This is a genomic window from Streptomyces sp. AM8-1-1, assembly GCF_032229325.1.
Classification (GTDB): Bacteria; Actinomycetota; Actinomycetes; order Streptomycetales; family Streptomycetaceae; genus Streptomyces; species Streptomyces achmelvichensis.
Map to the genome: position 1 here is coordinate 5,606,462 of NZ_CP135086.1, position 24,627 is coordinate 5,631,088.

A 24,627-nucleotide genomic window follows, 5' to 3' on the forward strand; every position below is an offset into this window, starting at 1 on the left:
GTCAGAGCGCCCCAGACGGTGCAGACGCGGCTCCCCGGGCCGGTTTACCGTCCCGGCCATGAAAACGGGCGAGAGCGGGAACAGCGCCGGGTGCCTCGGGGCCGGCGACACGGTGGTGACGGCCGAGGACCGCCGCTGGGCGGCCGATGTGCGGGCCGCGGTCTTCTGCGCGGCCGCCCTGCTGGTCCTGCTGCATCTCGTGGACCTGGCGGCGGGCACGCTCGACGCGCTGCGCTCGGGACTGTGGACCGCGCTCGCGGCCCTGCTGTTCTCGGTGCTCTTCCCCAGCCGGGTGACCGCGGGCCACCACTGGATCGCCGTACGCGGACTGCTCGGCGAGCGCCGGGTCAGCACCGACCTGCTCACGCAGGTCGGCCACCGCGACGGCCTCAGCCCGCGGATCGTGCTCCGCGATGTGTGGGGTGCGCGGGTCGAGGTGGAACTGGAGACCCTCGCCGCCAATCCGCTGCTGTGGCACGAACTGGACACCGGGGCCCGGCGGGCGCGTGAGGACGGACTGCTGAGCAGCGGATCCGCGGTGCTTCAGTCGCTGGCGCGACGGATCGAGTCGGACACGGCCCGGGAGGTGTTCGAGGCGTCGGGACTGCGCTGAGGCCGCCCTGCGGCAAGTGCTGGGCCGTGTCCGCCGGAGCTCAGGACTTGAGCCCCTCGTACGTCACCCCGGTCAGCTGCTCCGACGCCACCCACAGCCGCTCCCCGGCCACGTCGTTCGACGACCAGGAGAGCCGCCACGACGGAGCCGGCGCACCCCGCCATCCCAGGATCCGCGGGCCGGTGAACGAGTCCGGCCGGACGTCCGGCGCGGTGGCCGCGTACAGCGTGGGCAGCGCCCCGGACGCGGCGGACTGGGCGAAGATCCGGTTGCCGGTCTGCATGAACCGTTCCTTGGTCTTCTGGCCCGCCATCCGTGCCCCGGCCGCCTGGAGGTTGGTGTCGGCATAACCGGGGTGGGCGGCGGCCGCCACGACGTCGGAGCCCGCCGCGCTCAGCCGCCTGGCCAGCTCGTGGACGAACAGCAGGTTCGCCGTCTTCGAGCGGGAGTAGGCGGTCCACGGGCTGTAGCGGCGCTCGCTGTTGAGATCGCCGATGTCGATGTTGGCCATCGCGTGCATGAAGCTCGACAGGCTCACCACCCGGGCGCCCGGTGTCTCCAGGAGCTTCGGCAGCAGCAGGCCCGTCAGGGCGAAGTGCCCGAGGTGGTTGATGCCGAACTGCGTCTCGAAGCCGTCGGCCGTCACCGAGTGGGGCAGCGCCATCACACCGGCGTTGTTGATCAGCAGATCGAGTCGGTCGTACGGGTACGAGGCCGCGAAGTCCCGTACGGAGGTCAGGTCCGCCAGATCCAGCGGCCTGAACTCCACGTCCGCACCGGGCACTTCGGCGCGGATGACGCTCTCCGCCTCCCGGCCGCGGGACTCGCTGCGGCACGCGAGGACCACCCGCGCGCCCTTGCGGGCCAGTTCCCGCGCGGTGACGAGACCGATACCGCTGTTGGCCCCGGTGACCACGGCCGTACGCCCGTGCTGATCCGGAATGTCGCTGGTGCTCCAGCCCGCCATCGCTGCGCCCCTCGGTGGTGAAGACCCCGGTCGGTGGTGAAGACCCTGGGGCGTCAGCGTATTGAATCGCGGGGGCCGGGAGCCACAGCCGGCGCCGGTATCGGTGCCCCGGGCCGCTGCCGTGTCAGCGGATGTCAGGAGCCGCCCGCCGGGACGCTCTCCGCGAGGCGTGGCCGCGCGCGGTCCGCCGCTCCCGACGAGGGCCGGTCCAGCCGTACCTCGTAGGCCCGTACCGAGACGTCCTCGTCGTCCAGACAGCGGCCGGTCGCCAGGTCGAAGCGCTGCTTGAGCAGCGGTGAGGCGACGAAGGGCGCGCCCGCCGACGAGCCGAGAAGGCCGCGGGAGAGGACCTGGGCCCCGGCGAAGGGGTCCCGGTTGTCGATGGCGTACACCCGACCCGCGCGGTCCAGGAACAGGGCCACTTGGCGGCCGTCCGGCAGCAGCGCGGCCATACCGCGCCCCGGGGTCAGCCGGGACGCCTCGCAGACGGTGAACCACTCGCCGCTCACCAGCAGTTGGACGCTCATCGGGAACCGGCCCCTTCCAGGGTGAGAAACGTGAGGTCGGGCTTGATCTGCCCGCGCTCGGGGACGAAGCGCACGGAGGGGTCCGGGGTGTCCGGGGCGTTCACGAAGGAGACGAAGCGGCGCAGCCGGTCCGGGTCGCGGAGCGTCTCGGCCCACTCGTCGCGGTAGCCCGCCACATGCTGCTCCATCAGCGCCTCCAGTTCGTCGCACAGCCCGAGCGAGTCGTGGACGACGACGTCCCGCAGATGCTCCAGGCCGCCCTCCAGCCGCTCCAGCCAGGTCGACGTCCGCTCCAGCCGGTCCGCCGTACGGATGTAGAACATCAGGAACCGGTCGATCAGCCGCACCAGTTCGGCGTCCGAGAGGTCCTGCGCCAGCAGGTCGGCATGGCGCGGGGTCGCGCCGCCGTTGCCGCCGACGTACAGGTTCCAGCCGCTCGCCGTGGCGATGATGCCGAAGTCCTTGGACTGCGCCTCCGCGCACTCCCGTGCGCATCCCGAGACCGCGGACTTGAGTTTGTGCGGCGAGCGCAGGCCGCGGTAGCGCAGTTCCAGATCGATCGCCATACGGACCGAGTCCTGCACCCCGTAGCGGCACCAGGTCTGCCCCACACAGGACTTGACCGTGCGCAGCGCCTTGCCGTACGCGTGCCCCGACTCGAAGCCCGCGTCCACCAGCCGGGCCCAGATGCCGGGGAGCTGGTCGACGCGTGCGCCGAAGAGATCGATGCGCTGACCGCCGGTGATCTTGGTGTAGAGGCCGTAGTCCCGCGCCACCTCGCCGATCACGATCAGCTTCTCCGGGGTGATCTCGCCGCCGGGGATGCGCGGCACGATCGAGTACGAGCCGTTGCGCTGGAGGTTGGCGAGGAAGTGGTCGTTGGTGTCCTGGAGTGCGGCCTGCTCGCCGTCCAGGATGTAACCACCGTCCAGCGACGCCAGGATGGACCCGACCGCCGGCTTGCAGACCTCGCAGCCGTCCGTGCCGCGCGCCTCCTCGCGGCCGTGCGAGTCGAGCAGTTGGGCGTACGAGGTGAACCGCAGGGTGCGGACGATCTCGTACAGCTCACTGCGGGTGTGGCCGAAGCAGCCGCACAGCCCCTTCTCGCCGGACTGCGGCAGCAGCTGGCCGATGACCTTGACGCAACTGCCGCAGCCCGTACCCGCCTTGGTGCACTTCTTGACCTCGGGGAGCGAGGAGCAGGCGCAGATCGCGCCCTTGGTGACGTTGTGGCAGGAGCAGATCACCGCGTCGTCGGGGAGGGCGGAGGGGCCGAGTGCCACCGGCGCACCCGCACCCGCCGGCAGCACCAGCTGCTCGGGGGAGACCGGCGGCACACTGCCGGTGAGCGGGCGCAGCAGACCGTACTGTTCGGCGTCCCCGACGAGGACTCCGCCGAGCAGCTCGCCGCCGGTGCCGACGACCAGCTTCTTGTAGACCCCGGAGCGGGAGTCGGAGTACACGACGTCCAGGCAGCCCTCCGCCGCGCCGTGCGCGTCGCCGAAGGACGCCACGTCCACACCGAGGAGCTTGAGCTTGGTGGACATGTCGGCGCCGGTGAACTCCCCGTCCTCACCGGCGAGCGCGGCCGCCGCCGTCTCGGCCATCTCGTACCCGGGCGCGACCAGGCCGTACACCCGGCCGTCCGCCGCGAGCGCGCACTCGCCGATGGCGAACACCGCCGGGTCGGAGGTGCGGCACTGCCCGTCGACCACGATGCCGCCGCGTGCGCCGACCTCCAGGCCCATGTCCCGGGCGAGCTGGTCCCGCGGCCGGACGCCCGCGGAGAAGACGACCAGATCGGTCGCGAGGACCGAACCGTCCGACAGGGCCATGCCGTTGACCGCGCCGGAGCCATCGACGGTGATCTCCTGGGTGCCCGTGCCCGTGTGGACGGTGAGTCCCATGCCCTCGATCGTGCGCAGCAGGGCCGCGCCGCCGCCCTCGTCGACCTGGACCGGCATCAGCCGGGGCGCGAACTCCACGATGTGCGTGGTGAGGCCGAGTCCCTTGAGCGCGCCCGCCGCCTCCAGGCCGAGCAGACCGCCGCCGACGACGGCACCCGTGGTGGCCGTCTTGGCGTACTCCTCGATCGCGAGCAGGTCCTCGATGGTGCGGTAGACGAAGCAACCCTCGGCGTCCTTGTTCGGCACGGGCGGTACGAAGGGGTACGAGCCGGTGGCGAGGACGAGCGTGTCGTAGGTGAAGGTCCGTCCGGCGCGCGAGGTGACGGTGCGCGCGGCCCGGTCGACGCTCTCGGCGGGGTCGTCGAGATACAGCTCGATGCCGTTCTGCTGCATGAAGTCCGCGTCGGCGAGAGCGAGTTCGTCGGGGGTGCGGCCGTCGAAGTACGAGGTCAGCCGGACCCGGTCGTACGCCGGCCGCGGCTCCTCGCACAGCACGACGATCCGTGCGCGCCCGGTCGTTCCGCGCTCCGCGAGTGCCTCGAGGAATCGCTGGCCGACCATCCCGTGGCCGACGACCACGATCGTGGGGGTGGACATCTCAGGAGCCTCCAAGCAGGTGCAACAGCGGGGTGGAGGGGAGCGGCTCGTCGCCCTCCCAGGTACGGGCCAGTTCGCCGACGGTCGTGAGATCGCCGAGCAGGATCCCGCCGACGAGCCGGTCCCCGCGGACGACGACCTTGCGGTACGCGCCCCGGGTGGCGTCGGCGAGCCGCACGACGTCGTCGCCGGGCAGCGGGCTGGTCTCGCCGAACGCGGCCAGGTCGAAAGTCCCCTGGCCGGACAGCGTGAGCCGGGTCAGGGCGCGGGTGCCGGTGTAGCGCGCGGTCTGTCCGGTGAGGACGGCAGCCAGGACGTCGGCCTGGTCCAGCGCCGGACCGGCGAGACCGTAGACGCGCCCGTCGTGCTCGGCGCAGTCACCGATGGCATGGATGGACGGGTCCGAGGTGCGCAGCCGGTCGTCGACGACGATGCCCGTACGGACGTCGAGCCCGGCGTCGACCGCCAGACCGACCCGGGGGCGCACCCCGCAGGCAAGGACGACCAGGTCGGAGTCGAGCACGAAGCCGTCGGCGAGCTCGACGGCCGTGCCACGCAGACCCCGGACACGGCACTCGGTGTGCACCTCCACGCCCAGGGCCTCGAGATGCGTACGCAACAACAGCGAAGCGGCTGGGTCGATATGACGTTCCATCAGGTATTCGCCCTGCTGGGCGAGCACCACCCGGGCGCCTCGCGCGGCGAGCGCGCGGGCGGCGGAGACACCGAGCAGACCGCCGCCGACGACCACCGCGTGCAGACCGGGGCGCACCGCGGCGGACAGCGCCGCGCAGTCGTCGAGCGTACGGAACGGGTGGACCCCGTCGGGCAGTTCACCGCCCAGGCCCCGCAGCGGCGGCAGGACCGGGTTCGAGCCGGTCGCCAGCACCAGCCGGTCGTACGGCGTCGCCGTGCCGTCCGCGCAGTGCACGAGCCGCCGCTCCCGGTCGATCGACACCGCCCGCACACCGCGCCGCACCGGCACACCGGGCAGGCTGATCACCTCGGGGCCGTAGCGCCCGGCGAGCACGTCGGCGAGCAGCACCCGGTTGTACGGCGCGTGGGTCTCCTCGCCGAGCACGGTGACGGGCACACCGGCGGTGACGAGCCGGTGCGCCACTCGCGCACCCGCCGTCCCGCCCCCGATCACCACGGTCTCTGTAGCCATGTCCGCAGCCTGCGGGTCCGTTGTTACCCGTCAGGTGCTCCTCTGTTTCCCACCGGGAACGCTGCCCTCAGCGCCGCCAGGCCCGTCCTGTGAGGCCGGTGCCGGTGGACCCGGGGCGCGGTGCGCGGATACCCGTGCGCGTCGGGGCAGGTCGGGTAGTGTTGCCGTCTCCACATCAGTGGACCGGCCGAGGAGGTGAGACCCATTACCGCTGCTGCGTCAGGCGGGGTGCTCTCCCACCGTGGTCCCTCGGTCGAACCGGTTCGACCGGCCTAGGCGACCGGAGAGCGCCCTTCGGTATCCGAAAGGCTCTCATGTCGCTTTCTCCCTCCCCTCTGTCCTCGTCCGCGATCGTCACCAGGCTGCGTGCCGCCGGGTGTGTCTTCGCCGAGGACGAGGCGGAACTGCTCGTCGCCACCGCGCGCACACCCGCTGATCTCGCCGCCATGGTCGGCCGCCGCATCGAAGGGGAGCCGCTGGAACACGTCCTCGGCTGGGCCGGGTTCCACGGTCTGCGTATCGCGGTCGACCCCGGGGTCTTCGTCCCCCGCCGCCGTACCGAGTTCCTCGTCGAGCAGGCCGCGGTCCTCGCCCGGCCCGGCGCCGTCGTCGTCGATCTGTGCTGCGGCACCGGCGCGCTCGGCGCCGCGCTCGTCGCGGGCCTGGACGGGGCCGAACTGCACGCCGCCGACATCGACCCCGCCGCCGTGCGCTGCGCCCGCCGCAACGTCCGCGCCGCCGGCGGCCTGGCGTACGAGGGCGATCTGTACGACCCGCTGCCGGGCCATCTGCGCGGCCGCGTCGACGTGCTGCTGGCCAATGTGCCGTACGTACCGACCGAGGAGATCGACCTGCTGCCCGCCGAAGCGCGGGTGCACGAGGCGCGGGTGGCGCTCGACGGAGGGGCGGACGGCCTCGACGTCCTGCGGCGGGTGACCGCCGAGGCCGCGTCCTGGCTGGCCCCCGGCGGCTCGCTGCTGTTCGAGACGAGCGAGCGGCAGGCGGAGCGGGCGGCGGCGATCGTCACCCGGGACGGGCTCGGCGCGCGGGTGGCCACCTCGGACGAGCTGTATGCGACCGTCGTCGTCGGCACCCGAAGCTCAGAGGTCCCTCAAGCAACCAGAGATGGATGGACGCCACACCCATCTCCTTCGTAGGGTCGCGGACGTGCCCGACATATCGCTGACCACGCTCCTTTTCCTGTGCCTCGCCGCGGCCGCGGCCGGCTGGATCGACGCCGTCGTCGGGGGCGGCGGGCTGCTGCTGCTCCCCGCGCTGCTGCTCGGCCTGCCAGGCGTCCAGGCCGCGCAGATCCTCGGCACCAACAAGGCGGTCGCCATCGTCGGCACCTCGGGCGCGGCCGTCACGTATGTGCGCAAGGCCCCCGTGTCGGTGCGGACGGCCGTACGGATCGGCCTCGCCGCACTGGCGGGGTCGATGGGCGGTGCGTTCTTCGCGGCCGGGATCAGCAGCGATGTGCTCCGTCCCGTGATCATGGTCGTACTGCTGGGTGTCGCCGCCTTCGTGATGCTGCGGCCCGCCTTCGGTACGGGCGCGGACGACGGCAGGAAGCCCGTCACCCGCGTCCGCACGGTCACCGCGATCGTCCTGGTCGGCGGTGGCATCGGCTTCTACGACGGGCTGTTCGGCCCCGGCACGGGCACCTTCCTGGTGCTCGCGCTCACCGCCGTCCTCCATCTCGACCTGGTGACCGCGTCGGCCACCGCCAAGATCGTCAACGTCTGCACCAACGCCGGCGCCCTCGCGATGTTCGCCTACCAGGGCACCGTGATGTGGCAGCTGGGCGCGCTGCTGGCGGTGTTCAACCTGGCGGGCGCGATGTTCGGCGCGCGTATGGCGCTCCGCAAGGGCAGCGAGTTCGTGCGCGGTGTCCTGCTCGTCGTGGTCTTCTCACTGGTCGCGAAGCTGGCCTTCGACCAGTGGACGGCGTGATTAACCGCGGGATGTCCGCGGACGCCGTCCACGTGGCTCATGCCGGTGGTGCGTGTCGGCCGTTCGAATGAAAGGTCCCCGCTCCCGGCGGACTCGAAGGTCCGGCGGGAACGGGGACATGGCGGGGACGGGGGACGGAAGCCGTCCCCCGTCAGCTGCCCTGCGAGCCGCTCGCCCGACTGCGCAGGAGCAGCGTCCCGCCGACGGCGGGTGTGGCCTGCAGGGCCACACCCGCCGCGATCTGGGTGATGTCCGGGCCGACGCTGCGGCCGAGACCGACGTGTCCGTGGCCGCCCGGCCCGCCACGGAGCCCAACCACCACGTCACCGGCGCCGCGGCCGCTCCCCAGGGTCCCGGCCGACGTTCCGGTGCCACCGGTGCCTATGAGGTCAGCTGCCGGCGCGAGGCCGGTCGGCAGGGGGGCGGCGGTACGCATGGGGTTCCTCCGGGAAGAACGGTGCGACGAGGTCGTCTTCTTCGAGGTAAGGCGCAGCGCGTGTCGCACGCCTGCTGATGCCGCATCAGATATGGGCCCATTCCCGGCGTGTCGCGCTGGACAGCGGGGGTTGTCGCAGGTCAGGACGGGCCGCGGCGAATCGCGGCCGCCCGGACTGAATGGGTGACGCGGACGCGCGCGCCTGGGGTCACGTGCTGTGGGCTGCGCCCCCAGGGGCCGCACGTCGCCGACGGGCTGGGGGTGCGCGCGTCGCGGGCGGCCGCCCTTCGTCGGCGGCGGGCCGGGGCGCCCCCAACCCCCCGCCGGCCGCCAGGCCAGAACACCCCCACCCCCGTCCACTTGACCTCAAGCAAGCTTGAGGTACCACGCTCATGCCCATGGACCTCATCACGCAGCAGAATCCGCAGACAGACCCCTCCACGGACGCCTCTCGCGCCGTCCCCCTCCGGCTCGCCGTCATCCTCGCCAGCAACCGGCACGGGCGCTTCGGGCCCGTCATCGCCGAGTGGTTCCTGGGCAACGCACGGCAGCGGGAGGACTTCGCCGCCGAGCTCGTCGATCTCGGGGAGGTGGACCTCCCCACCGCCATCTCCCACGATCCCTCGCCCGCCGTCCGCGCCGAGCTCGACAAGGTCTCGCCCGTCCTGGCCCGCGCCGACGCCGTCGTCGTCCTCACCCCCGAGTACAACCACTCCTTCCCCGCGTCCCTGAAAGCGCTCGTCGACTGGCACTTCACGGAATGGCAGGCCAAGCCCGTCGGCTTCGTCTCCTACGGCGGCATGTCCGGCGGGCTGCGCGCCGTTGAGCAGCTGCGGCAGGTCTTCGCCGAGATGCACGCCGTGACCGTCCGCGACACGGTGTCCTTCCACAACGCGCGCGGCCACTTCGACGACGAGGGCCGGCACCGGGACCCGGCGGCCCCCGACGCCGCCGCCAAGGCGATGCTGGACCAGCTCGCGTGGTGGGGCCGCGCGCTGCGGACGGCCAAGTCGGCGCACCCGTACACGGGCTGACCCGGCGGGTGGCGGGGCGGCGGTGGGGCTCCCGTACGGTGGGCCGGACCGGCCGGGCAGGGGCTGTGAGGCCCTGCCCGTGAGTACCCCCGAAGCGATCGGAGTCCGCCTGTGGCCCTGGCACTCACCGTTCTGACCACCACCGACAGCGCGGCCAAGGCGGAGGAGCTGGCGCGCGGAGCCGTGGACGCACGGCTCGCCGCCTGCGCGCAGATCTCCGCGCCCGTCACCTCCGTCTACCGCTGGCAGGACACGATCGAGACCGCGCAGGAGTGGCAGATCCTGTTCAAGACGTCCGAGGAGCGCTACCCGGAGCTGGAAGCCCATCTGCGGGCGGCTCACGACTACGAGACGCCGGAGATCATCGCCACCCCGGTGGTGGCAGGCAGCGCTGCCTACCTGGCGTGGATCGACGAGGAGACCTCGGCCCGATGAACGGCCAGGACCTGCCCTTCTTCGTCTACGGCACCCTCCGGCCGGGGGAGTGCAACCACCACCTGTTCCTGCACGGCCGCACCGCCGCCGAGGAACCGGCACGGCTCCCCGGAGCGGAGCTCTACGACGGCCCCGGCTACCCATACGCGGTCGAGTCGTCCCGCACCGGCGGTGCCTCCGGCGTGGTGGGCGACCTGCTGACGGCCGCGCCGGGGGAGTACGGGGATCTGCTCACCGTGCTCGACCGGCTGGAGGAGTACGTCTCACCCGGCCATCCGCGCAATCTGTACGAACGTGTCGCGCTCGACGTGCTGCGCCCGGACGGCACGGCGGTACGGGCATGGGTGTACGTGGCGGCCCCGGACGTGGCGGGGAGGCTCCGCGCGCACGGCACCGCCATTCCTGGCGGCGACTGGTGCGCCCGCCCGGTCGGCTGACCCCGGCCCCCGCCGGTGCGCCCGCCCGGTCGGCCGACCTCGCCCCCGCTGGACACTGCCCGCCCGAAGGGCGCTACCCCACCTCCGGCGCCCCGGGCCCGGCCCCTTCCCCGGCACCCACCCGCTCCACCCGTACCGCGCACACCTTGAACTCCGGCATCCGGGACGTCGGGTCGAGCGCCGGGTTCGTCACCGAGTTGACCCGGCCCTCGCCCGGCCAGTGGAAGGGCATGAACACGGTGTCCGGCCGGATCCCCGTGGTGATCCGCGCCGGCCCGACCGCCCGCCCCCGCCGTGAGACGACGGCGATGCGGTCGCCCTCGGCCGCCTCCAGGCGTTCGGCGAGCAGCGGATGCAGCTCCACGAAGGGCCCCGGCGCCGCCGCGTTGAGCTCGTCGACGCGCCGCGTCTGGGCCCCGGACTGGTACTGGGAGACGACCCGGCCGGTCGTCAGCAGCACCGGGTAGTCGTCGTCCGGCTCCTCGGCGGCGGCCCGGTGCGTGACCGGTACGAAGCGGGCACGCCCGTCGGGCGTGGCGAACCGGTCGAGGAACAGCCGGGGCGTGCCCGGGTGCCGGCTCTCCGCCGAGTCCTCCGGGCAGGGCCAGAACACCCCGTCCTCCTCCGCGATCCTGCGGTACGTGATGCCCGAGTAGTCCGCGGGTCCGCCCGCGGACGCCCGCCGCAGCTCCTCGAACACCTCCTCCGGGTCCGCAGGGAAGCCCTTCTCGTGACCGAGCAGCGCCGCCAGTCCGCCGAGGATCTCGAGGTCGCTGCGGACACCCGGCGGCGCGGACACCGCGCGGCGGCGCAGCAGTACCCGGCCCTCCAGGTTCGTCGTCGTCCCCGTCTCCTCGGCCCACTGGGTCACCGGAAGCACCACATCGGCCAGCGCGGCCGTCTCGGAGAGCACCACGTCCGCGACCGCGAGGAAGTCCAGCGACCGCAGCCGCTCCTCCACATGGGCGGCTCGCGGCGCCGACACCACCGGGTTGGAGCCCATCACCAGCAGCGACCTCACGTCGGTACCGAGTGCGTCCAGGAGTTCGTACGCGCTGCGGCCCGGCCCGGGCAGCGACTCGGGCGCCACACCCCACACCTCGGCCACATGCGCGCGGGCCGCGGGGTCGTCCAGCTTGCGATAGCCGGGCAACTGGTCGGCCTTCTGGCCGTGTTCGCGGCCGCCCTGGCCGTTGCCCTGCCCGGTCAGACAGCCGTAGCCGGACAGCGGGCGCCCGGCCCGGCCGGTCGCGAGGCACAGGTTGATCCAGGCGCTCACCGTGTCCGTGCCCTTGGACTGCTGCTCGGGGCCGCGGGCGGTGAGGACCATCGACGACGCGGCGTCGCAGAACAGGGCGGCCGCCGCACGCAGTTGGGGCACACCCACCCCCGTGATCCGTTCCACGAGCTCCGGCCAGTACGCCATGGCCGCGGACCTGGCCTCCTCCCAGCCGGTCGTGCGGTCCGCGATGAACGCCTCGTCGGTGCGCCCCTCGGCCACCACCAGATGCAGCAGGCCGAGCGCCAGCGCCAGATCCGTACCGGGCCGGGGCGCGAGATGGAGGTCCGCCTGCTCGGCCGTGCGGGTGCGGCGCGGGTCGATGACGATCAACGTGCCGCCGTTCTCCCGCAGTTCCGTCAGGAAGCGCAGGGCCGGGGGCATGGTCTCGGCCGGGTTGGAGCCGACGAGCACCACACAGCCCGTCCGGGGAATGTCCTCCAGCGGGAACGGCAGTCCCCGGTCCAGTCCGAACGCCCGCTGATGCGCGGCAGCGGCCGACGACATGCAGAAGCGCCCGTTGTAGTCGATCTGCGAGGTGCCGAGCACCACCCGGGCGAACTTTCCGAGCGTGTACGCCTTCTCGTTGGTGAGCCCGCCGCCGCCGAACACCCCGACCGCGTCCCGGCCGTGGGCCGCCCTGGTCCGCAGCAGCCCTTCTGCGACCCTCTCCAGGGCCTCCTCCCAGCCGGCCGGTTCGAGCCTGCCGGTGGCAGCGGACCTGACCAGGGGCCCGGTCAGGCGTACCCGGGAGGAGAGCAGCGCGGGGGCGGTACGGCCCTTGCCGCACAGCGCACCCCGGTTCACCGGGAAGTCCGGCCGCTCCACGACCTGCACCGTCTCCTCGCCGGCCCCGGGAGCGCGCAGATTCATGCCGCACTGGAGGGCGCAGTACGGACAGTGCGTCGCGGTGAGCGGGGCGGCGGGGGCAGTGAGCTCGGGCATACGGCCAGCGTGCGCGGCCTCTGTTACGCCGGCCCTCGTGCCCCATTACGGCCGGGGTACGCGCCCCTCCGCATGCCCTGCCCCGCCCTGTGAGGCGCCGCCACCGCGGGCGCCCTGGCCGGTCAGGCGCGGCGGCCGAGCAGTGCGAGCAGTCTGGCCTGGTGGCTGTGGGCCGGCGGCGGCTCGATCGGCGGGGCGAACAGCCCGGACGCCTCCAGCTCCGACGCGTACGGACTCACCTCGTCGAGCGCGAAGGCCACCAGCGCGTCCGGCAGCTGCTCGGGCGCGCCGATCGCACGGGAGAGGTCCCAGCTGTGCACGACCGCGTCCGTGGTCATCTGCGCGCAGTAGGCCACCGCCGGCGTCTCGCCGTAGGAGAGCTGCACCGTCCGCTCCAGCGCCCCGGGCTCCGCGAACGCCTCCCGGGCGGCGCGCGCCGCCGCGTCCCAGCTCCGGCGCGGATGCGCGCCGAGGACGTCGCCGTCGTACGCCTCGCCCACCTCGTCGAGATCCGCTTCCTCGACCACCAGATGGGGCACCCACAACTGTTCCGCGGTCAGATGGTTCACGAGATCGCGCACCGACCACTCGGTACAGGGTGTCGGATCGTCCCACTGCTCCTGGCGCACGGCGTGCACCCGGTCGGAGAAGAGCGCGAGCGCCTCGGTGTGCCGGCTGAGCAGGGTCGCCACGTCGTTTTCCATACAGATCACTGTCGCGCGCCGCGCATCCCGAAGCGAGCGGCCCGCCGTGTGTCACCCGCAGACGATCACCGTCCGGACGCGGCCAGCGCCTCGTGCACACCCTTCTCCTCGGCGCCCAGGAACCGCGGATCGGGTTCGACCGCCGCGTCCAGCGCCGCCTTGCCGGCCGCGGCCATCTCGCGGGCCCCGCCGTAGTACCAGGTCGCGTCGTGCGGCTCGGAGACCCCGACGCCGTACGAGTCGACCCCGGCCGAACGGCACAGCGCGACGGCCCGCCGGATGTGGAAGCCCTGGGTCACGAGCACCGCCCGGTCCACGCCGAAGATCTTCTTGGCGCGCACACAGGAGTCCCAGGTGTCGAAACCGGCGTAGTCGCTGACGATCCGCCCGTCCGGCACGCCCCGGGCGGTCAGATAGGTGCGCATGGCGTCGGGCTCGTCGTACTCCACCCGGCTGTTGTCCCCGGTGACCAGGACGACCCGCACCTTGCCCGCCCGGTACAACTCGGCGGCCGCGTCCAGCCGGTGCGCGAGATAGGGCGTGGGCCGGCCCTTCCACAGGCCGGCCCCGAAGACCACGGCCACGTCCTGCGCGGGCACCTCCGCGACCGTCCTCACCCGGCTGTCGGCCACGGCGTGCATCCAGGTCGCCGGGGCGAGAGCGAGCACACAGCCGAGCATCGCGGCCTGCACGAGGCGCCGCTGTGAGCGGCGCGAGCGGGGCAGCTTGGGCAGGCGGGGTCTGAGTCGTGATCGCTTCACACCCGGTCAGACGCACAACGGACCGGATCGGTTCGTTCGGCCCGGCCGGCCCGAGGATCCTGACACCGGCCGCGGGGCGGCGGTGAGGCGGTGGAAAACACCTGTCACCGCCGTGCAACGGCCTCGCAATGTCGATCCGCCAGGATCTGTTCATGACGGAGCAGGTACAGGTACCAGACGGCCGGCCACTGCCCCTCGACACCACCGCTCAGCTGCTCTCACGGATCACCGACCAGCTGGGCACCCAACTCAGCCATGTGCGACTGAACGGAACCCGCAGCCCATGCCCCCGAACGAACGGCCCATCCTCGTCGCCGTCGCCCACGGCAGCCGCGAGCCCCGTGCACTCCACACCGTCCTCGAGCTCCTCGACCGCGTCCGCGAACTGCGCCCCGGCCTCGACGTACGGCTCGGCCACATCGAGCTGAACCAGCCGCTGCTCGACGACACCCTCGCCGGTCTCGCCCCCGCACCGCACGATCGGGACGGCGCGGCCGTCCTCGTACCGCTGCTGCTCGGCCGCGGGTACCACATCAAGTACGACCTGCCGCAGGCGGCGGCCGCCGTCCCCGGTGCGGACATCCGCATCGCCGCCCCGCTCGGCCCGCACCCCCTGCTGGTGGAGGCGCTCTGCTCCCGGCTCGCCGACGCCGGCTGGCAGCCCGGCGACGGCACCAGCCGCAGCACGGGGGTCGTCCTGGCGGCCGCCGGATCCCGCGACCCCGAATCGGCGGCCGACGCCCGCAGCACGGCGGCGATGCTCAGCGAACGCCTCGGCGGAGTGCCGGTCGTCGCCGCGTACGCCTCGGCCGCGTCCCCCACGGTCCCGGCCGCCGTCCGTGCGCTCACCGCCCGTGGCCGCCACCGCATCGCCGTCGCCTCCTACTTCGCGGCCCCCGGTCTGTTCGCCGCCCGCAGCGCCGCCGCCACACCCTGGATCGCCGCCGCCCCGCTCGGCGCGCACCCCGCGCTGGCCCGGCTGCTGCTCCAGCGCTACGACGAGGCGCTGACCGTCCCGTACACGGCTCAGCGGCGCGAACTCGCCTCCGCGTAGCCCACCGGGTCGACCGCCGCCCGGCCGCTCCGGTTACCTTCGGTGCATGGCAGGCACCACCAGCACCACTCCGCCCGGGCCCGGCACGTACGACGGAAACGGCCTCCACGACGACGGCTACGACGACGCGGCCTCCGCGCGCTGGGCGCCCGAGCCCGACAAGCGTCCGGGGCGCACCGCGTTCCAGCGCGACCGCGCGCGTGTGCTGCACTCCTCCGCGCTGCGCCGTCTCGCCGGCAAGACCCAGGTCGTCACCCCGGGCACCCGCAACCAGGCGTGGGACGCCAGCCCGCGCACCCGGCTGACCCACTCCCTGGAGTGTGCCCAGGTCGGCCGTGAGCTGGGCGCCGCACTCGGCTGCGACCCCGACCTCGTCGAGGCCGCCTGCCTCGCCCACGACATGGGCCATCCGCCCTTCGGGCACAACGGCGAGCAGGCGCTCAACACGTTCGCCAAGGACTGCGGCGGCTTCGAGGGCAACGCCCAGTCTCTGCGCCTGCTGACGCGTATCGAGCCCAAGAGGTTCGTCCCCACCGACGGCGGCGGTGTCGTCAGCGTCGGTCTGAACCTCACCCGCGCCACGCTGGACGCCGCCACCAAGTACCCCTGGCCGCGCGGCGGTCACCCCACCGACCCCGCCTCGGTCAAGTTCGGTGTGTACGAGGACGACCTCCCCGTCTTCGAATGGGTCCGCGAAGGCGCGCCGGACCACCGCAAGTGCTTCGAGGCCCAGGTCATGGACTGGGCCGACGACGTCGCCTACTCGGTGCACGACTTCGAGGACGGACTGCACGCCGGGCACCTCGACCCCGGCCTCCTGCTCGCCGAACCGGAGCGCAGCGACATCTGGCAGGTGGCGATCGGCCGGTACGTGCCCTCCGACACCGACCCCGGGGAGCTCGCCGAGGCCCTGGACCGCCTCCTCGAACAGGAATGGTGGCCGCACCACTACGACGGTTCGGCCGTCGCACAGGCCCGCCTCAAGGACGCCACCAGCCAGCTCATCGGCCGCTTCGCGCTCGCGGCCGAGGGCGCGACCCGTCAGGCGTACGGCACCGGCCGGCTCACCCGCTACGCCGCCGAACTCGTCGTCCCCCGCGAGGCACGCAACGAGTGCGCCGTTCTCAAGGCGGTCGCCGACCGCTATGTGATGCAGCGCGCCGAGCAGGAGACTCTCCGCGCCGACCAGCGCATCGTGCTCGCCGAACTGGCCGAGGCCCTCACCGCCCGCGCACCCGACACCCTCGACCCGCAGTTCCGCGCCCTGTTCGCCGCGGCCGGCGACGACCGGGCCCGCGCCCGGGTCGTCGTCGACCAGCTCGCGTCACTCACCGACGCGACCGCCCGCAGTCTGCACGCGCAGCTCACGGCCCGCAGCTGAGCGGCCGGAGCGGCCCGCGCGGGATGTCCGGGATGACACGCCCGAAGGTCACCCCCTCTTCCGCCATCACGCTGCGTGCGGGACGCTCGCTGAAGGCTGCGCAGCGTACAAGCAAAAAGGAGGCATCAAGTGGTCGACGCACATCGGACGTTCGTCATCGTCGGTGGTGGTCTGGCCGGGGCCAAGGCCGCCGAGACCCTCCGTGCGGAGGGCTTCACCGGACGCGTGATCCTCATCGGTGACGAGCGCGACCACCCCTACGAGCGCCCGCCCCTGTCCAAGGGCTATCTCTCCGGCAAGGAGGAGCGCGACAGCGTCTTCGTCCACGAGCCCGGCTGGTACGCGCAGGCCGATGTGGAGCTGCATCTCGGCCAGACCGTCGTCGCCGTCGACCGGGAGACCAAGTCGGTCCGGCTGGGCGACGGCACCGTCCTCCACTACGACAAGCTGCTGCTGGCCACCGGCTCCGAGCCGCGCCGGCTCGACATCCCCGGCACCGAGCTCGCCGGCGTCCACCATCTGCGCCGCCTCGCCCACGCCGACCGGCTGCGCCGGGTCCTCGCCGCACTCGGCCGCGACAACGGCCATCTGGTCATCGCGGGCGCCGGCTGGATCGGCCTGGAGGTCGCCGCCGCGGCCCGCGGTTACGGCGCCGAGGTCACCGTCGTCGAACCCGAGCCCACCCCGCTGCACCAGGTCATCGGCCCCGAACTCGGCCAGGTCTTCGCCGAACTGCACAAGGAGCACGGCGTCCGCTTCCACTTCGGCGCCCGCCTCACCGAGATCACCGGCCAGGACGGCGTCGTCCTCGCGGCCCGCACCGACGACGGCGAGGAGCACCCGGCCCACGACGTGCTCGCCGCGATCGGCGCCGCACCGCGCGCCGCCCTCGCCGAAGCCGCCGGCCTCGCCCTCGCCGACCGGGCACACGGCGGCGGCATCGCGGTCGACGCGCAGCTGCGCACCTCCGATCCGGACATCTACGCCGCGGGCGACGTCGCCGCCGCGCACCACCCGCTGCTCGGCTCCCGGCTGCGGGTCGAGCACTGGGCGAACGCGCTGAACGGCGGCCCGGCGGCCGCGCGCTCCATGCTCGGTCAGGACGTGAGCTACGACCGCGTCCCCTACTTCTTCTCCGACCAGTACGACCTGGGCCTCGAGTACTCGGGCTGGGCACCGGCCGGCAGCTACGACCAGGTGGTGCTGCGCGGGGACGCCGGCAAGCGGCAGTTCATCGCCTTCTGGCTGAAGGACCGCCGGGTGCTCGCCGGGATGAACGTCAATGTGTGGGACGTCACCGGACCCGTCCAGGACCTCATCCGCTCCGGTGCCCAGGTGGACCCGGACGCCCTCGGTGACCCGTCCGTCCCCCTCACCACGCTCACGGGATGACGGGAGCAGGCAGGAGTGTCACCGCGCCACCGTAGACTTCACGCGTGGCAGGCAGGATCAACGATGACGACGTGAAGGCGGTGCGGGACGCCGTCCCGATCGACGCCGTCGTGTCCGAGTACCTCCAGCTGCGCAATGCCGGCGGCGGCAATCTCAAGGGCCTCTGCCCCTTCCACGACGAGAAGTCCCCCTCCTTCCAGGTCAGCCCGAGCAAGGGCCTGTTCCACTGCTTCGGCTGCCAGGAGGGCGGCGACACCATCGCCTTCGTGATGAAGATCGACCATCTCACCTTCTCGGAGACGGTCGAGCGGCTCGCCGCGACGGCGGGCATCACCCTGCGCTACGAGGAGGGCGGGTACAACCCGAGCCACCAGCGGGGCGAGCGGATCCGGCTGGTGGAGGCGCACAAGATCGCGGCGCAGTTCTACATCGAGCAGCTGGAGAACAGCGCCGAGGCGGAGACCGGCCGCGCCTTCCTCGCCGAACGCGGCTTCGACCAGGGCGCCGCCCAGCACTTCGGCGTCGGTTACAGCCCGCAGGGCTGGGACCACCTCACCCGCTTTCTGCGCGGCAAGGGCTTCAGCGACAAGGAGCTGATCCTCTCCGGTCTCTCCCAGGACGGCCGCCGCGGCCCCATCGACCGCTTCCGCGGCCGGCTGATGTGGCCCATCCGCGAGATCTCCGGCGACGTCGTCGGCTTCGGCGCCCGCAAGCTCTACGAGAGCGACAACGGCCCGAAGTACCTCAACACCCCCGAGACGGGGATCTACAAGAAGTCCCAGGTGCTGTACGGCATCGATCTGGCCAAGAAGGAGATCGCCAAGGCCAGCCGCGCGGTCGTCGTCGAGGGCTACACCGACGTGATGGCCTGCCATCTCGCGGGTGTGACCACCGCGATCGCGACCTGTGGCACGGCGTTCGGCGGCGACCACATCAAGATCCTGCGCCGGCTGCTGATGGACAACGCCACCGCCGAGGTGATCTTCACCTTCGACGGGGACGCGGCCGGTCAGAAGGCCGCGCTGCGTGCCTTCGAGGACGACCAGAAGTTCGCCGCCGAGACGTCGATCGCGATCACCCCGGGCGGGATGGACCCCTGCGAGCTGCGGCTCGCGCAGGGCGACGACGCGGTGCAGAAGCTGGTCGAGACCCGCACCCCGCTCTTCGAGTTCGCGATCCGCCAGGTCGTGCTGCGCCACAACCTGGAGACCCCGGCCGGCCGCGCCGCCGCGCTCGACGAGGCCGCGCCCATCGTCGCGGGCATCAAGAACGTCGCGATCCAGCACGAGTCGGCCGTGCAGCTCGCCGGCATCGTCGGCATCCTCGACACCCAGTTCGTCGTCAAGCGTGTGGCCCAGCTGGCCCGTTGGGCCCGGGACCGCGGCGGCCGCGGCCCCGCCCCGACGCGCCCCTCCGCCCGGCAGCAGGAGCCCCAGGCCCCCGCGGTCCCGTCCGGCCCCGCGCTCAACCTCCGCAGCCCGGCCCACCGCACCGAGCGCGAACTGCTCAAGCTGGCGCTCCAGCACCCGGGCCTGGTGTCCCCGGCGTTCGACGCGTACGGAGTGGACGAGTTCACCGCTCCTCCGTACGCGGCGGTCCGCCAGACCATCGCCGAGGCGGGCGGCGCGGAACAGGGCACGCAGGACGGCTCCGGCTATATCGCCCGCGTCCGCGACGCAGCCGCCAACGACACGGTGCGGGCGCTGGTCACCGAACTGGCCGTCGAGGCCGTGCACTCGAAGATCGTCGACGAGACGTACGCGGGGGTCCAGCTCGTCTCGGTCCGGCTGCGCGCCGTGGACCGCCGCATCAGCGAGGTGCAGGGCACGCTCGCGCGCCTGGGCCAGCACGCCGACCCCGAGCAGCACACCGCCGTGGCGAACGAACTGTGGGTCCTCCAGCAGTACGCCCGCTCCCTGCGCAACCGCGGCGCCGACGCCCTCTGAGGGCTGTCGCCCACAGCCCCCGGCCCCCGTCCCCGTAACCGTCCGGTCACGCACGGGACTCAAAAAGTCGTCGCACGCCCCTCGTGGCAGCTGTGTGTCGTACCCCACACTGGGTGCGGTGCCTGAGTCCTCGGAGCGCGGCCGGTCCACACCGAGTGGGCCTCTCGACCCCGCGGATCCGCTCATCGTGTACGGGACGGAATGCGGCCCGGCCGCCCCCGTCCCGCTGCCGTACGCCCCCGATCCGGCAGCGATCACCCTGGAGGTCGCCCCCGTGCAGACCCAGACCCAGACCCTGACCGAGACCGAGGCTGCCGCCGACGTCTCCGCGCAGGTCCCCGCCCAGAGCCTGCCCGCACACCATCCCGAGGCCGTTCCCGAAACGGTCGCGGAGACCGTCGTCGAGGACGCAGTGGAAGTACCCGACCCGCCCGAACCCGTCCGCGCCGCCCGAGCAGACTCCGGCGGGCCGTCCTCCGACCTGTTCCGCCAGTATCTGCGCGAGATCGGCAGGATCCCGCTGCTCACGGCGGTCGAGGAGGTGGAGCTCGCGCGGCGGGTCGAAGCGGGCCTGTTCGCCGAGGAACGGCTCGCGGGCACCCCCGACATCGACGACTCCCAGCTCGCCGTCGACCTCGACAAACTGGTCGTGATGGGCCGGATGGCCAAGCGCCGGCTGATCGAGGCGAATCTGCGGCTCGTCGTCTCGGTCGCCAAGCGCTACGTCGGCCGCGGGCTGACCATGCTCGACCTGGTCCAGGAGGGAAACCTCGGCCTGATCAGGGCCGTCGAGAAGTTCGACTACGCCCGCGGCTACAAGTTCTCGACGTACGCGACCTGGTGGATCCGGCAGGCCATGTCCCGCGCGCTGGCCGACCAGGCCCGCACCATCCGCGTCCCGGTGCATGTCGTCGAACTGATCAACCGTGTCGTGCGGGTCCAGCGCCGGATGCTCCAGGAGCGCGGCTACGAACCCACCGCCGAAGAGGTCGCCGCCCAGCTCGACCTGGCGCCCGAGCGGGTCGGCGAGGTGCTGCGGCTCGCCCAGGAACCGGTCTCGCTGCATGCGCCGGTGGGGGAGGAGGACGACGTCGCCCTCGGCGACCTCATCGAGGACGGCGACGCCGCGTCACCCGTGGAGTCCGCCGCGTTCCTGCTGCTGCGCGAACACCTCGAAGCGGTGCTCTCCACCCTCGGCGAGCGCGAACGCAAGGTCGTGCAGCTGAGGTACGGGCTGGTCGACGGTCGGCCGCGCACCCTGGAGGAGATCGGCCGGATCTTCGGCGTGACCCGGGAGCGCATCCGCCAGATCGAGTCCAAGACCCTCAACAAACTGCGCGACCACGCCTTCGCCGACCAGCTCCGCGGCTACCTGGACTGACACCCCGGACCTCCGGGCAGCCGCGGGGCTCCCGCTCTCACTCCACCTCGACGACCGCCTGCGCGAACTGCGCCGAATACAGCCGCGCATAGGCGCCCTCCGCCGCCAACAGGCCGTCGTGCGTGCCCTGTTCGACGATCGACCCGTTCTCCATCACCAGGATCACGTCCGCGTCCCGGATGGTGGAGAGCCGGTGGGCGATCACAAAGCTCGTACGGCCGTGGGCGAGACGTGCCATCGCCTTCTGGATCAGGACCTCCGTACGGGTGTCGACCGAACTCGTCGCCTCGTCGAGCACCAGGATCACCGGGTCGGACAGGAACGCCCGCGCGATGGTGATCAGCTGCTTCTCGCCCGCGCTCACTCCCGCGCCCTCGGCTCCGTCGTCGCCGAGCACCGTGTCGTAGCCCTCGGGCAGCGTACGGATGAAGCGGTCGGCGTGCGCGGCGCGCGCGGCCTCCTCGATCTCCGCCCGCGTCACGTCCCGGGCGGCGCCGTAGGCGATGTTGTCCGCGATGGTGCCGCCGAACAGCCAGGTGTCCTGGAGCACCATGCCGATACCGGACCGCAGTTCCTCCCGCGACATGTCCGCTATGTCGACGCCGTCGAGGCTGATCCGCCCCGCGGTCACCTCGTAGAACCGCATCAGCAGATTGACCAGCGTGGTCTTGCCGGCGCCGGTCGGGCCCACGATCGCGACCGTGTGGCCCGGTTCCACCGTCAGCGACAGATCCTCGATGAGCGGCTTGTCCGGGTCGTAGCGGAAGGCGACCTTCTCCAGGGCGACCCGGCCGAGGCGCCGCTCGGGGCGCCCGGCGGCCGGTGCGTCGGCCTCCTGCTCCTCGGCGTCCAGCAGTTCGAAGATCCGCTCGGCGGACGCGACACCCGACTGGATCAGGTTCGCCATGGAGGCGACCTGGGTCAGCGGCATCGAGAACTGCCGGGAGTACTGGATGAAGGCCTGCACGTCACCGATCGACAGGGCGCCGGACGCGACCCGCAGTCCGCCGACGACCGCCACCAGCACGTAGTTGAGGTTCGAGACGAAGAACATCAGCGGCTGCATCACACCGCTGTTGAACTGCGCCTTGAATCCGGCCTCGTACAGCGCCTCGTTCTGCTCGGCGAAGTCCCTGGCGGACTCGTCCTGCCGTCCGAAGACCTTCACCAGGGCGTGGCCGGTGTACATCTCCTCGATGTGGGCGTTGAGCGTCCCGGTGGACTTCCACTGCTGCACGAAGTGCGGCTGTGACCGCTTGCCGACCTTCGTCGCCACGAACACCGACACGGGCACGGTGACGAGGGCGACCAGCGCCAGCAGCGGCGAGATCCAGAACATCATCGCCAGTACACCGACGATGGTCAGCAGCGAGTTGATGAGCTGGCCCATCGACTGCTGGAGGGTCTGCGAGATGTTGTCGATGTCGTTGGTCGCCCGGCTCAGCACCTCGCCGCGCTTGGCCCGGTCGAAGTACGACAGCGGCAGCCGGGACAGCTTCGCCTGGACGTCCTCACGCATCCGGTACACGGCCCGGTTGATCACCCGGATCGACAGCCGGGTCGAGACCAGCGCCAGCAGCCCCGAGATCACGTACAGCGCGAGCGCCACCAGCAGCACATGACCGACGGCGGTGAAGTCGATGCCCTCGCCGGGCGTGAAGTCCACCCCGGACAGCATGTCCGCGAGTCCGCCCTGGTCCTTGTCCCGCAGACCGTCGATCGCCTGGGACTTGGTGGTCCCCTCCGGCATGCCCCGGCCGACGACACCCGCGAAGACGAGGTCGGTCGCCCGGCCCAGCACCAGCGGCCCGACCACCGAGAACGCGACGCTCAGCACACCCGCCGCGAGCATCACCCACAGCAGTCTCCGGTCGGGCGCGAGCCGCTTCAGCAGCCGCTTGCCCGAGCCCTTGAAGTTCATGGACCGCTCGACCGGGCCCATCATCATGCGTCCACCCGGCCCGCTCATGCGGCTTCAGCCTCCGTCAGCTGCGAGAGCACGATCTCCCGGTAGGTCTCGTTCCCCGCCATCAGCTCGCGGTGGGTTCCCGCCCCCACGACCTGCCCCTCGTCCAGGACCACGATCCGGTCCGCGTCACGGATGGTGGACACCCGCTGGGCGACGATGACGACCGTGGCCTCCGAGGTCTCGAGTGTCAGCGCGGACCGCAGCGCCGCGTCGGTCGCGTAGTCCAGCGCCGAGAACGAGTCGTCGAACAGATAGATCTCCGGGCGCTGCACCAGCGTCCGGGCGATCGCGAGCCGCTGGCGCTGACCGCCGGAGACGTTCGTGCCGCCCTGTGCGATCGGCGCGTCGAGCCCGCCCTCCAGTTCGCGCACGAAGCCGGCGGCCTGCGCCACCTCCAGCGCCTGCCACAGGTCCTCGTCGCTCGCGTCGGGCCTCCCGTACCGCAGGTTCGTCGCCACCGTGCCGGAGAAGAGGAACGGCTTCTGCGGCACGAGCCCCACGGTCCGGGCCATCAGCGCCGGTTCGAGTTCGCGGACGTCCACCCCGTCGACGAGCACCTCGCCGCCGGTCGCGTCGAACAGCCGCGGCACCAGACCGAGCAGCGTCGACTTCCCGCTGCCGGTGGAGCCGATGATCGCGGTCGTCTCGCCCGGCCGCGCCGACAGCGAGACATCACGCAGCACCGGCTCCTCGGCCCCGGGGTAGCGGAACTCGGCGCCGCGTACCTCCAGATACCCCCGCCGGTGCAGCTGCCGCACCGGCGCGGCGGGCGGCACCACGCTCGACTCCGTCGCCAGGACCTCGTCGATCCGCTCGGCACAGACCTCGGCGCGCGGCACCATCATGAACATGAAGGTGGCCATCATCACGGCCATCACGATCTGCATGAGATAGGCGAGGAACGCGGTCAGCGCGCCGATCTGGATGGCACCGCTGTCGACGCGGTGCGCACCGAACCAGACCACGGCGACGGACGAGACGTTCACGACCGTCAGCACGGTCGGGAACATCAAGGCCATCAGCCGGCCGGTGGCCAGGGACACATCGGTCAGCTCCGTGTTCGCCCCGCGGAAGCGGTCCTTCTCGTAGCCGTCCCGGACGAAGGCGCGGATCACGCGGTTGCCGGTGATCTGCTCCCGCAGCACCCGGTTCACCGTGTCCAGCCGCTCCTGCATGGTCCGGAACAGGGGCCGCATCTTCTTGACGATCAGGGACACGGCGATGCCGAGCACCGGCACCACCGCCAGCAGCACCGTGGACAGGGTCACGTCCTGGCCGAGAGCCAGCACGATGCCGCCGACGCACATGATGGGGGCCGACACCATCAGGGTGAACGCCATCAGGACCAGCATCTGCACCTGCTGGACGTCGTTGGTCGTCCGGGTGATCAGCGACGGTGCCCCGAAGCGCCCGACCTCGCGGGCCGAGAAGCTCTGCACACGGTCGAAGACGGCCGCCCGCACGTCCCGTCCGAGGGCGGAAGCGGTCCGCGCCCCGTAGTAGACGGCACCGATGTTGCAGACGACCTGCACGAGGCTGATGCCGATCATGAGCGCGCCGAGCCGCAGAATGTAGCCCGTGTCACCCTTCACGACACCGTTGTCGATGATGTCGGCGTTCAGGGTGGGCAGATACAGAGTGGCGCTGGTCTGCAGCAACTGCAGCGCCACCAGCAGGGCGATGGGTCGTGTGTACGGACTCAGATGGGTCCGCAGCAGTCGTATCAGCACGCGCTGTCTCT

At 72.1% G+C, this 24,627-nt stretch carries 21 protein-coding genes; 11 read left to right on the forward strand and 10 right to left on the reverse strand.

Going from position 1 to position 24,627, the window contains the following annotated elements:
- The first annotated feature begins 58 nt into the window (after nucleotides 1-58).
- The gene (locus RPQ07_RS25115) at nucleotides 59-613 is read left to right on the forward strand and encodes a hypothetical protein (protein WP_313946438.1); all 555 of its coding nucleotides are present in this window, start codon (nucleotides 59-61) and stop codon (nucleotides 611-613) included.
- Nucleotides 614-653: 40 nt separating this feature from the next.
- On the opposite strand, the gene RPQ07_RS25120 is transcribed toward RPQ07_RS25115, so the two are convergent.
- The 4 genes from RPQ07_RS25120 to RPQ07_RS25135 form a co-directional block, all read right to left on the reverse strand.
- Nucleotides 654-1,580, reverse strand: a complete 927-nt coding sequence (locus tag RPQ07_RS25120) for an oxidoreductase (protein WP_313946439.1) — start codon at nucleotides 1,578-1,580, stop codon at nucleotides 654-656.
- 134 nt (nucleotides 1,581-1,714) lie between these two features.
- Nucleotides 1,715-2,107, reverse strand: a complete 393-nt coding sequence (gene nirD / locus RPQ07_RS25125) for a nitrite reductase small subunit NirD (RefSeq protein WP_313946440.1) — start codon at nucleotides 2,105-2,107, stop codon at nucleotides 1,715-1,717.
- Entirely contained in the window at nucleotides 2,104-4,611 is a 2,508-nt protein-coding gene (gene nirB, locus RPQ07_RS25130; protein WP_313946441.1) for a nitrite reductase large subunit NirB, read from the reverse strand. The genes nirD and nirB overlap by 4 nt, the downstream gene beginning before the upstream one ends.
- Before the next feature lies 1 nt (nucleotide 4,612).
- The gene (locus tag RPQ07_RS25135; protein ID WP_313946442.1) at nucleotides 4,613-5,779 is read right to left on the reverse strand and encodes an NAD(P)/FAD-dependent oxidoreductase; all 1,167 of its coding nucleotides are present in this window, start codon (nucleotides 5,777-5,779) and stop codon (nucleotides 4,613-4,615) included.
- 314 nt (nucleotides 5,780-6,093) lie between these two features.
- Between RPQ07_RS25135 and RPQ07_RS25140 the strand changes: the two genes are divergently transcribed.
- Together RPQ07_RS25140 and RPQ07_RS25145 are read left to right on the forward strand one after the other, a co-directional pair.
- On the forward strand, nucleotides 6,094-6,936 hold the full coding sequence (locus RPQ07_RS25140) for a putative protein N(5)-glutamine methyltransferase (RefSeq protein ID WP_313946443.1): 843 nt from the start codon (nucleotides 6,094-6,096) through the stop codon (nucleotides 6,934-6,936).
- Between the two features lie 10 nt (nucleotides 6,937-6,946).
- The gene (locus RPQ07_RS25145) at nucleotides 6,947-7,732 is read left to right on the forward strand and encodes a sulfite exporter TauE/SafE family protein (RefSeq protein ID WP_313946444.1); all 786 of its coding nucleotides are present in this window, start codon (nucleotides 6,947-6,949) and stop codon (nucleotides 7,730-7,732) included.
- Nucleotides 7,733-7,883: 151 nt separating this feature from the next.
- Here the strand turns inward: RPQ07_RS25145 and RPQ07_RS25150 are convergent, their stop codons facing one another.
- Nucleotides 7,884-8,168: a hypothetical protein gene (locus tag RPQ07_RS25150; RefSeq protein WP_313946445.1), complete on the reverse strand. Its 285-nt coding sequence runs from the start codon at nucleotides 8,166-8,168 to the stop codon at nucleotides 7,884-7,886.
- Nucleotides 8,169-8,566: 398 nt separating this feature from the next.
- Here RPQ07_RS25150 and RPQ07_RS25155 point away from each other — a divergent pair, with 398 nt between their 5' ends.
- The 3 genes from RPQ07_RS25155 to RPQ07_RS25165 all read left to right on the forward strand — a co-directional run bounded on the left by RPQ07_RS25155 (nucleotide 8,567) and on the right by RPQ07_RS25165 (nucleotide 10,074).
- Nucleotides 8,567-9,202, forward strand: coding sequence for an NAD(P)H-dependent oxidoreductase (locus tag RPQ07_RS25155; protein ID WP_313946446.1), 636 nt, complete (start codon nucleotides 8,567-8,569; stop codon nucleotides 9,200-9,202).
- Nucleotides 9,203-9,313: 111 nt separating this feature from the next.
- Nucleotides 9,314-9,637 carry a divalent-cation tolerance protein CutA gene (gene cutA, locus RPQ07_RS25160; protein WP_313946447.1) on the forward strand — a complete coding sequence of 108 codons (324 nt, stop codon included), beginning with the start codon at nucleotides 9,314-9,316 and terminating at the stop codon, nucleotides 9,635-9,637.
- Nucleotides 9,634-10,074, forward strand: coding sequence for a gamma-glutamylcyclotransferase family protein (locus tag RPQ07_RS25165; protein WP_313946448.1), 441 nt, complete (start codon nucleotides 9,634-9,636; stop codon nucleotides 10,072-10,074). Before cutA ends, RPQ07_RS25165 begins: the two co-directional genes overlap by 4 nt.
- 73 nt (nucleotides 10,075-10,147) lie before the next feature.
- Here RPQ07_RS25165 and RPQ07_RS25170 read toward each other — a convergent pair whose 3' ends face one another.
- From RPQ07_RS25170 to RPQ07_RS25180, 3 genes are all read right to left on the reverse strand, one after another.
- Nucleotides 10,148-12,298, reverse strand: coding sequence for a molybdopterin oxidoreductase family protein (locus tag RPQ07_RS25170; RefSeq protein WP_313946449.1), 2,151 nt, complete (start codon nucleotides 12,296-12,298; stop codon nucleotides 10,148-10,150).
- 122 nt (nucleotides 12,299-12,420) lie between these two features.
- On the reverse strand, nucleotides 12,421-13,002 hold the full coding sequence (locus RPQ07_RS25175; RefSeq protein WP_313946450.1) for a TIGR03086 family metal-binding protein: 582 nt from the start codon (nucleotides 13,000-13,002) through the stop codon (nucleotides 12,421-12,423).
- A 65-nt stretch (nucleotides 13,003-13,067) separates the two neighbouring features.
- Nucleotides 13,068-13,682, reverse strand: coding sequence for a vancomycin high temperature exclusion protein (locus RPQ07_RS25180; RefSeq protein WP_413777851.1), 615 nt, complete (start codon nucleotides 13,680-13,682; stop codon nucleotides 13,068-13,070).
- A 364-nt stretch (nucleotides 13,683-14,046) separates the two neighbouring features.
- Between RPQ07_RS25180 and RPQ07_RS25185 the strand changes: the two genes are divergently transcribed.
- From RPQ07_RS25185 to RPQ07_RS25205, 5 genes are all read left to right on the forward strand, one after another.
- On the forward strand, nucleotides 14,047-14,817 hold the full coding sequence (locus RPQ07_RS25185; RefSeq protein WP_313946452.1) for a sirohydrochlorin chelatase: 771 nt from the start codon (nucleotides 14,047-14,049) through the stop codon (nucleotides 14,815-14,817).
- 46 nt (nucleotides 14,818-14,863) lie between these two features.
- Nucleotides 14,864-16,198, forward strand: a complete 1,335-nt coding sequence (locus tag RPQ07_RS25190) for a deoxyguanosinetriphosphate triphosphohydrolase (RefSeq protein ID WP_313946453.1) — start codon at nucleotides 14,864-14,866, stop codon at nucleotides 16,196-16,198.
- Between the two features lie 129 nt (nucleotides 16,199-16,327).
- Nucleotides 16,328-17,590: an NAD(P)/FAD-dependent oxidoreductase gene (locus RPQ07_RS25195; RefSeq protein ID WP_313946454.1), complete on the forward strand. Its 1,263-nt coding sequence runs from the start codon at nucleotides 16,328-16,330 to the stop codon at nucleotides 17,588-17,590.
- A 44-nt stretch (nucleotides 17,591-17,634) separates the two neighbouring features.
- Complete coding sequence (dnaG, locus tag RPQ07_RS25200; protein WP_313946455.1) at nucleotides 17,635-19,536, forward strand: DNA primase; 1,902 nt, start codon at nucleotides 17,635-17,637, stop codon at nucleotides 19,534-19,536.
- 118 nt (nucleotides 19,537-19,654) lie between these two features.
- A complete protein-coding gene (locus RPQ07_RS25205; protein WP_313946456.1) occupies nucleotides 19,655-20,917 on the forward strand; it encodes an RNA polymerase sigma factor in 1,263 nt (420 codons plus the stop codon).
- Nucleotides 20,918-20,954: 37 nt separating this feature from the next.
- Here RPQ07_RS25205 and RPQ07_RS25210 read toward each other — a convergent pair whose 3' ends face one another.
- Both RPQ07_RS25210 and RPQ07_RS25215 read right to left on the reverse strand, forming a co-directional pair.
- A complete protein-coding gene (locus tag RPQ07_RS25210) occupies nucleotides 20,955-22,886 on the reverse strand; it encodes an ABC transporter ATP-binding protein (RefSeq protein WP_313946457.1) in 1,932 nt (643 codons plus the stop codon).
- On the reverse strand, nucleotides 22,883-24,616 hold the full coding sequence (locus RPQ07_RS25215; RefSeq protein WP_313946458.1) for an ABC transporter ATP-binding protein: 1,734 nt from the start codon (nucleotides 24,614-24,616) through the stop codon (nucleotides 22,883-22,885). The genes RPQ07_RS25210 and RPQ07_RS25215 overlap by 4 nt, the downstream gene beginning before the upstream one ends.
- Between the last annotated feature and the right edge of the window lie 11 nt (nucleotides 24,617-24,627).

Coding starts and splice junctions, on each gene's coding strand:
- RPQ07_RS25115 (WP_313946438.1), top strand. CDS start 59: ATGAAAACGGGCGAGAGCGGGAACAGCGCCGGGTGCCTCGGGGCCGGC.
- RPQ07_RS25120 (WP_313946439.1), bottom strand. CDS start 1,580: ATGGCGGGCTGGAGCACCAGCGACATTCCGGATCAGCACGGGCGTACG.
- nirD (WP_313946440.1), bottom strand. CDS start 2,107: ATGAGCGTCCAACTGCTGGTGAGCGGCGAGTGGTTCACCGTCTGCGAG.
- nirB (WP_313946441.1), bottom strand. CDS start 4,611: ATGTCCACCCCCACGATCGTGGTCGTCGGCCACGGGATGGTCGGCCAG.
- RPQ07_RS25135 (WP_313946442.1), bottom strand. CDS start 5,779: ATGGCTACAGAGACCGTGGTGATCGGGGGCGGGACGGCGGGTGCGCGA.
- RPQ07_RS25140 (WP_313946443.1), top strand. CDS start 6,094: ATGTCGCTTTCTCCCTCCCCTCTGTCCTCGTCCGCGATCGTCACCAGG.
- RPQ07_RS25150 (WP_313946445.1), bottom strand. CDS start 8,168: ATGCGTACCGCCGCCCCCCTGCCGACCGGCCTCGCGCCGGCAGCTGAC.
- RPQ07_RS25155 (WP_313946446.1), top strand. CDS start 8,567: ATGGACCTCATCACGCAGCAGAATCCGCAGACAGACCCCTCCACGGAC.
- RPQ07_RS25165 (WP_313946448.1), top strand. CDS start 9,634: ATGAACGGCCAGGACCTGCCCTTCTTCGTCTACGGCACCCTCCGGCCG.
- RPQ07_RS25170 (WP_313946449.1), bottom strand. CDS start 12,298: ATGCCCGAGCTCACTGCCCCCGCCGCCCCGCTCACCGCGACGCACTGT.
- RPQ07_RS25175 (WP_313946450.1), bottom strand. CDS start 13,002: ATGGAAAACGACGTGGCGACCCTGCTCAGCCGGCACACCGAGGCGCTC.
- RPQ07_RS25180 (WP_413777851.1), bottom strand. CDS start 13,682: ATGCTCGGCTGTGTGCTCGCTCTCGCCCCGGCGACCTGGATGCACGCC.
- RPQ07_RS25185 (WP_313946452.1), top strand. CDS start 14,047: ATGCCCCCGAACGAACGGCCCATCCTCGTCGCCGTCGCCCACGGCAGC.
- RPQ07_RS25190 (WP_313946453.1), top strand. CDS start 14,864: ATGGCAGGCACCACCAGCACCACTCCGCCCGGGCCCGGCACGTACGAC.
- RPQ07_RS25210 (WP_313946457.1), bottom strand. CDS start 22,886: ATGAGCGGGCCGGGTGGACGCATGATGATGGGCCCGGTCGAGCGGTCC.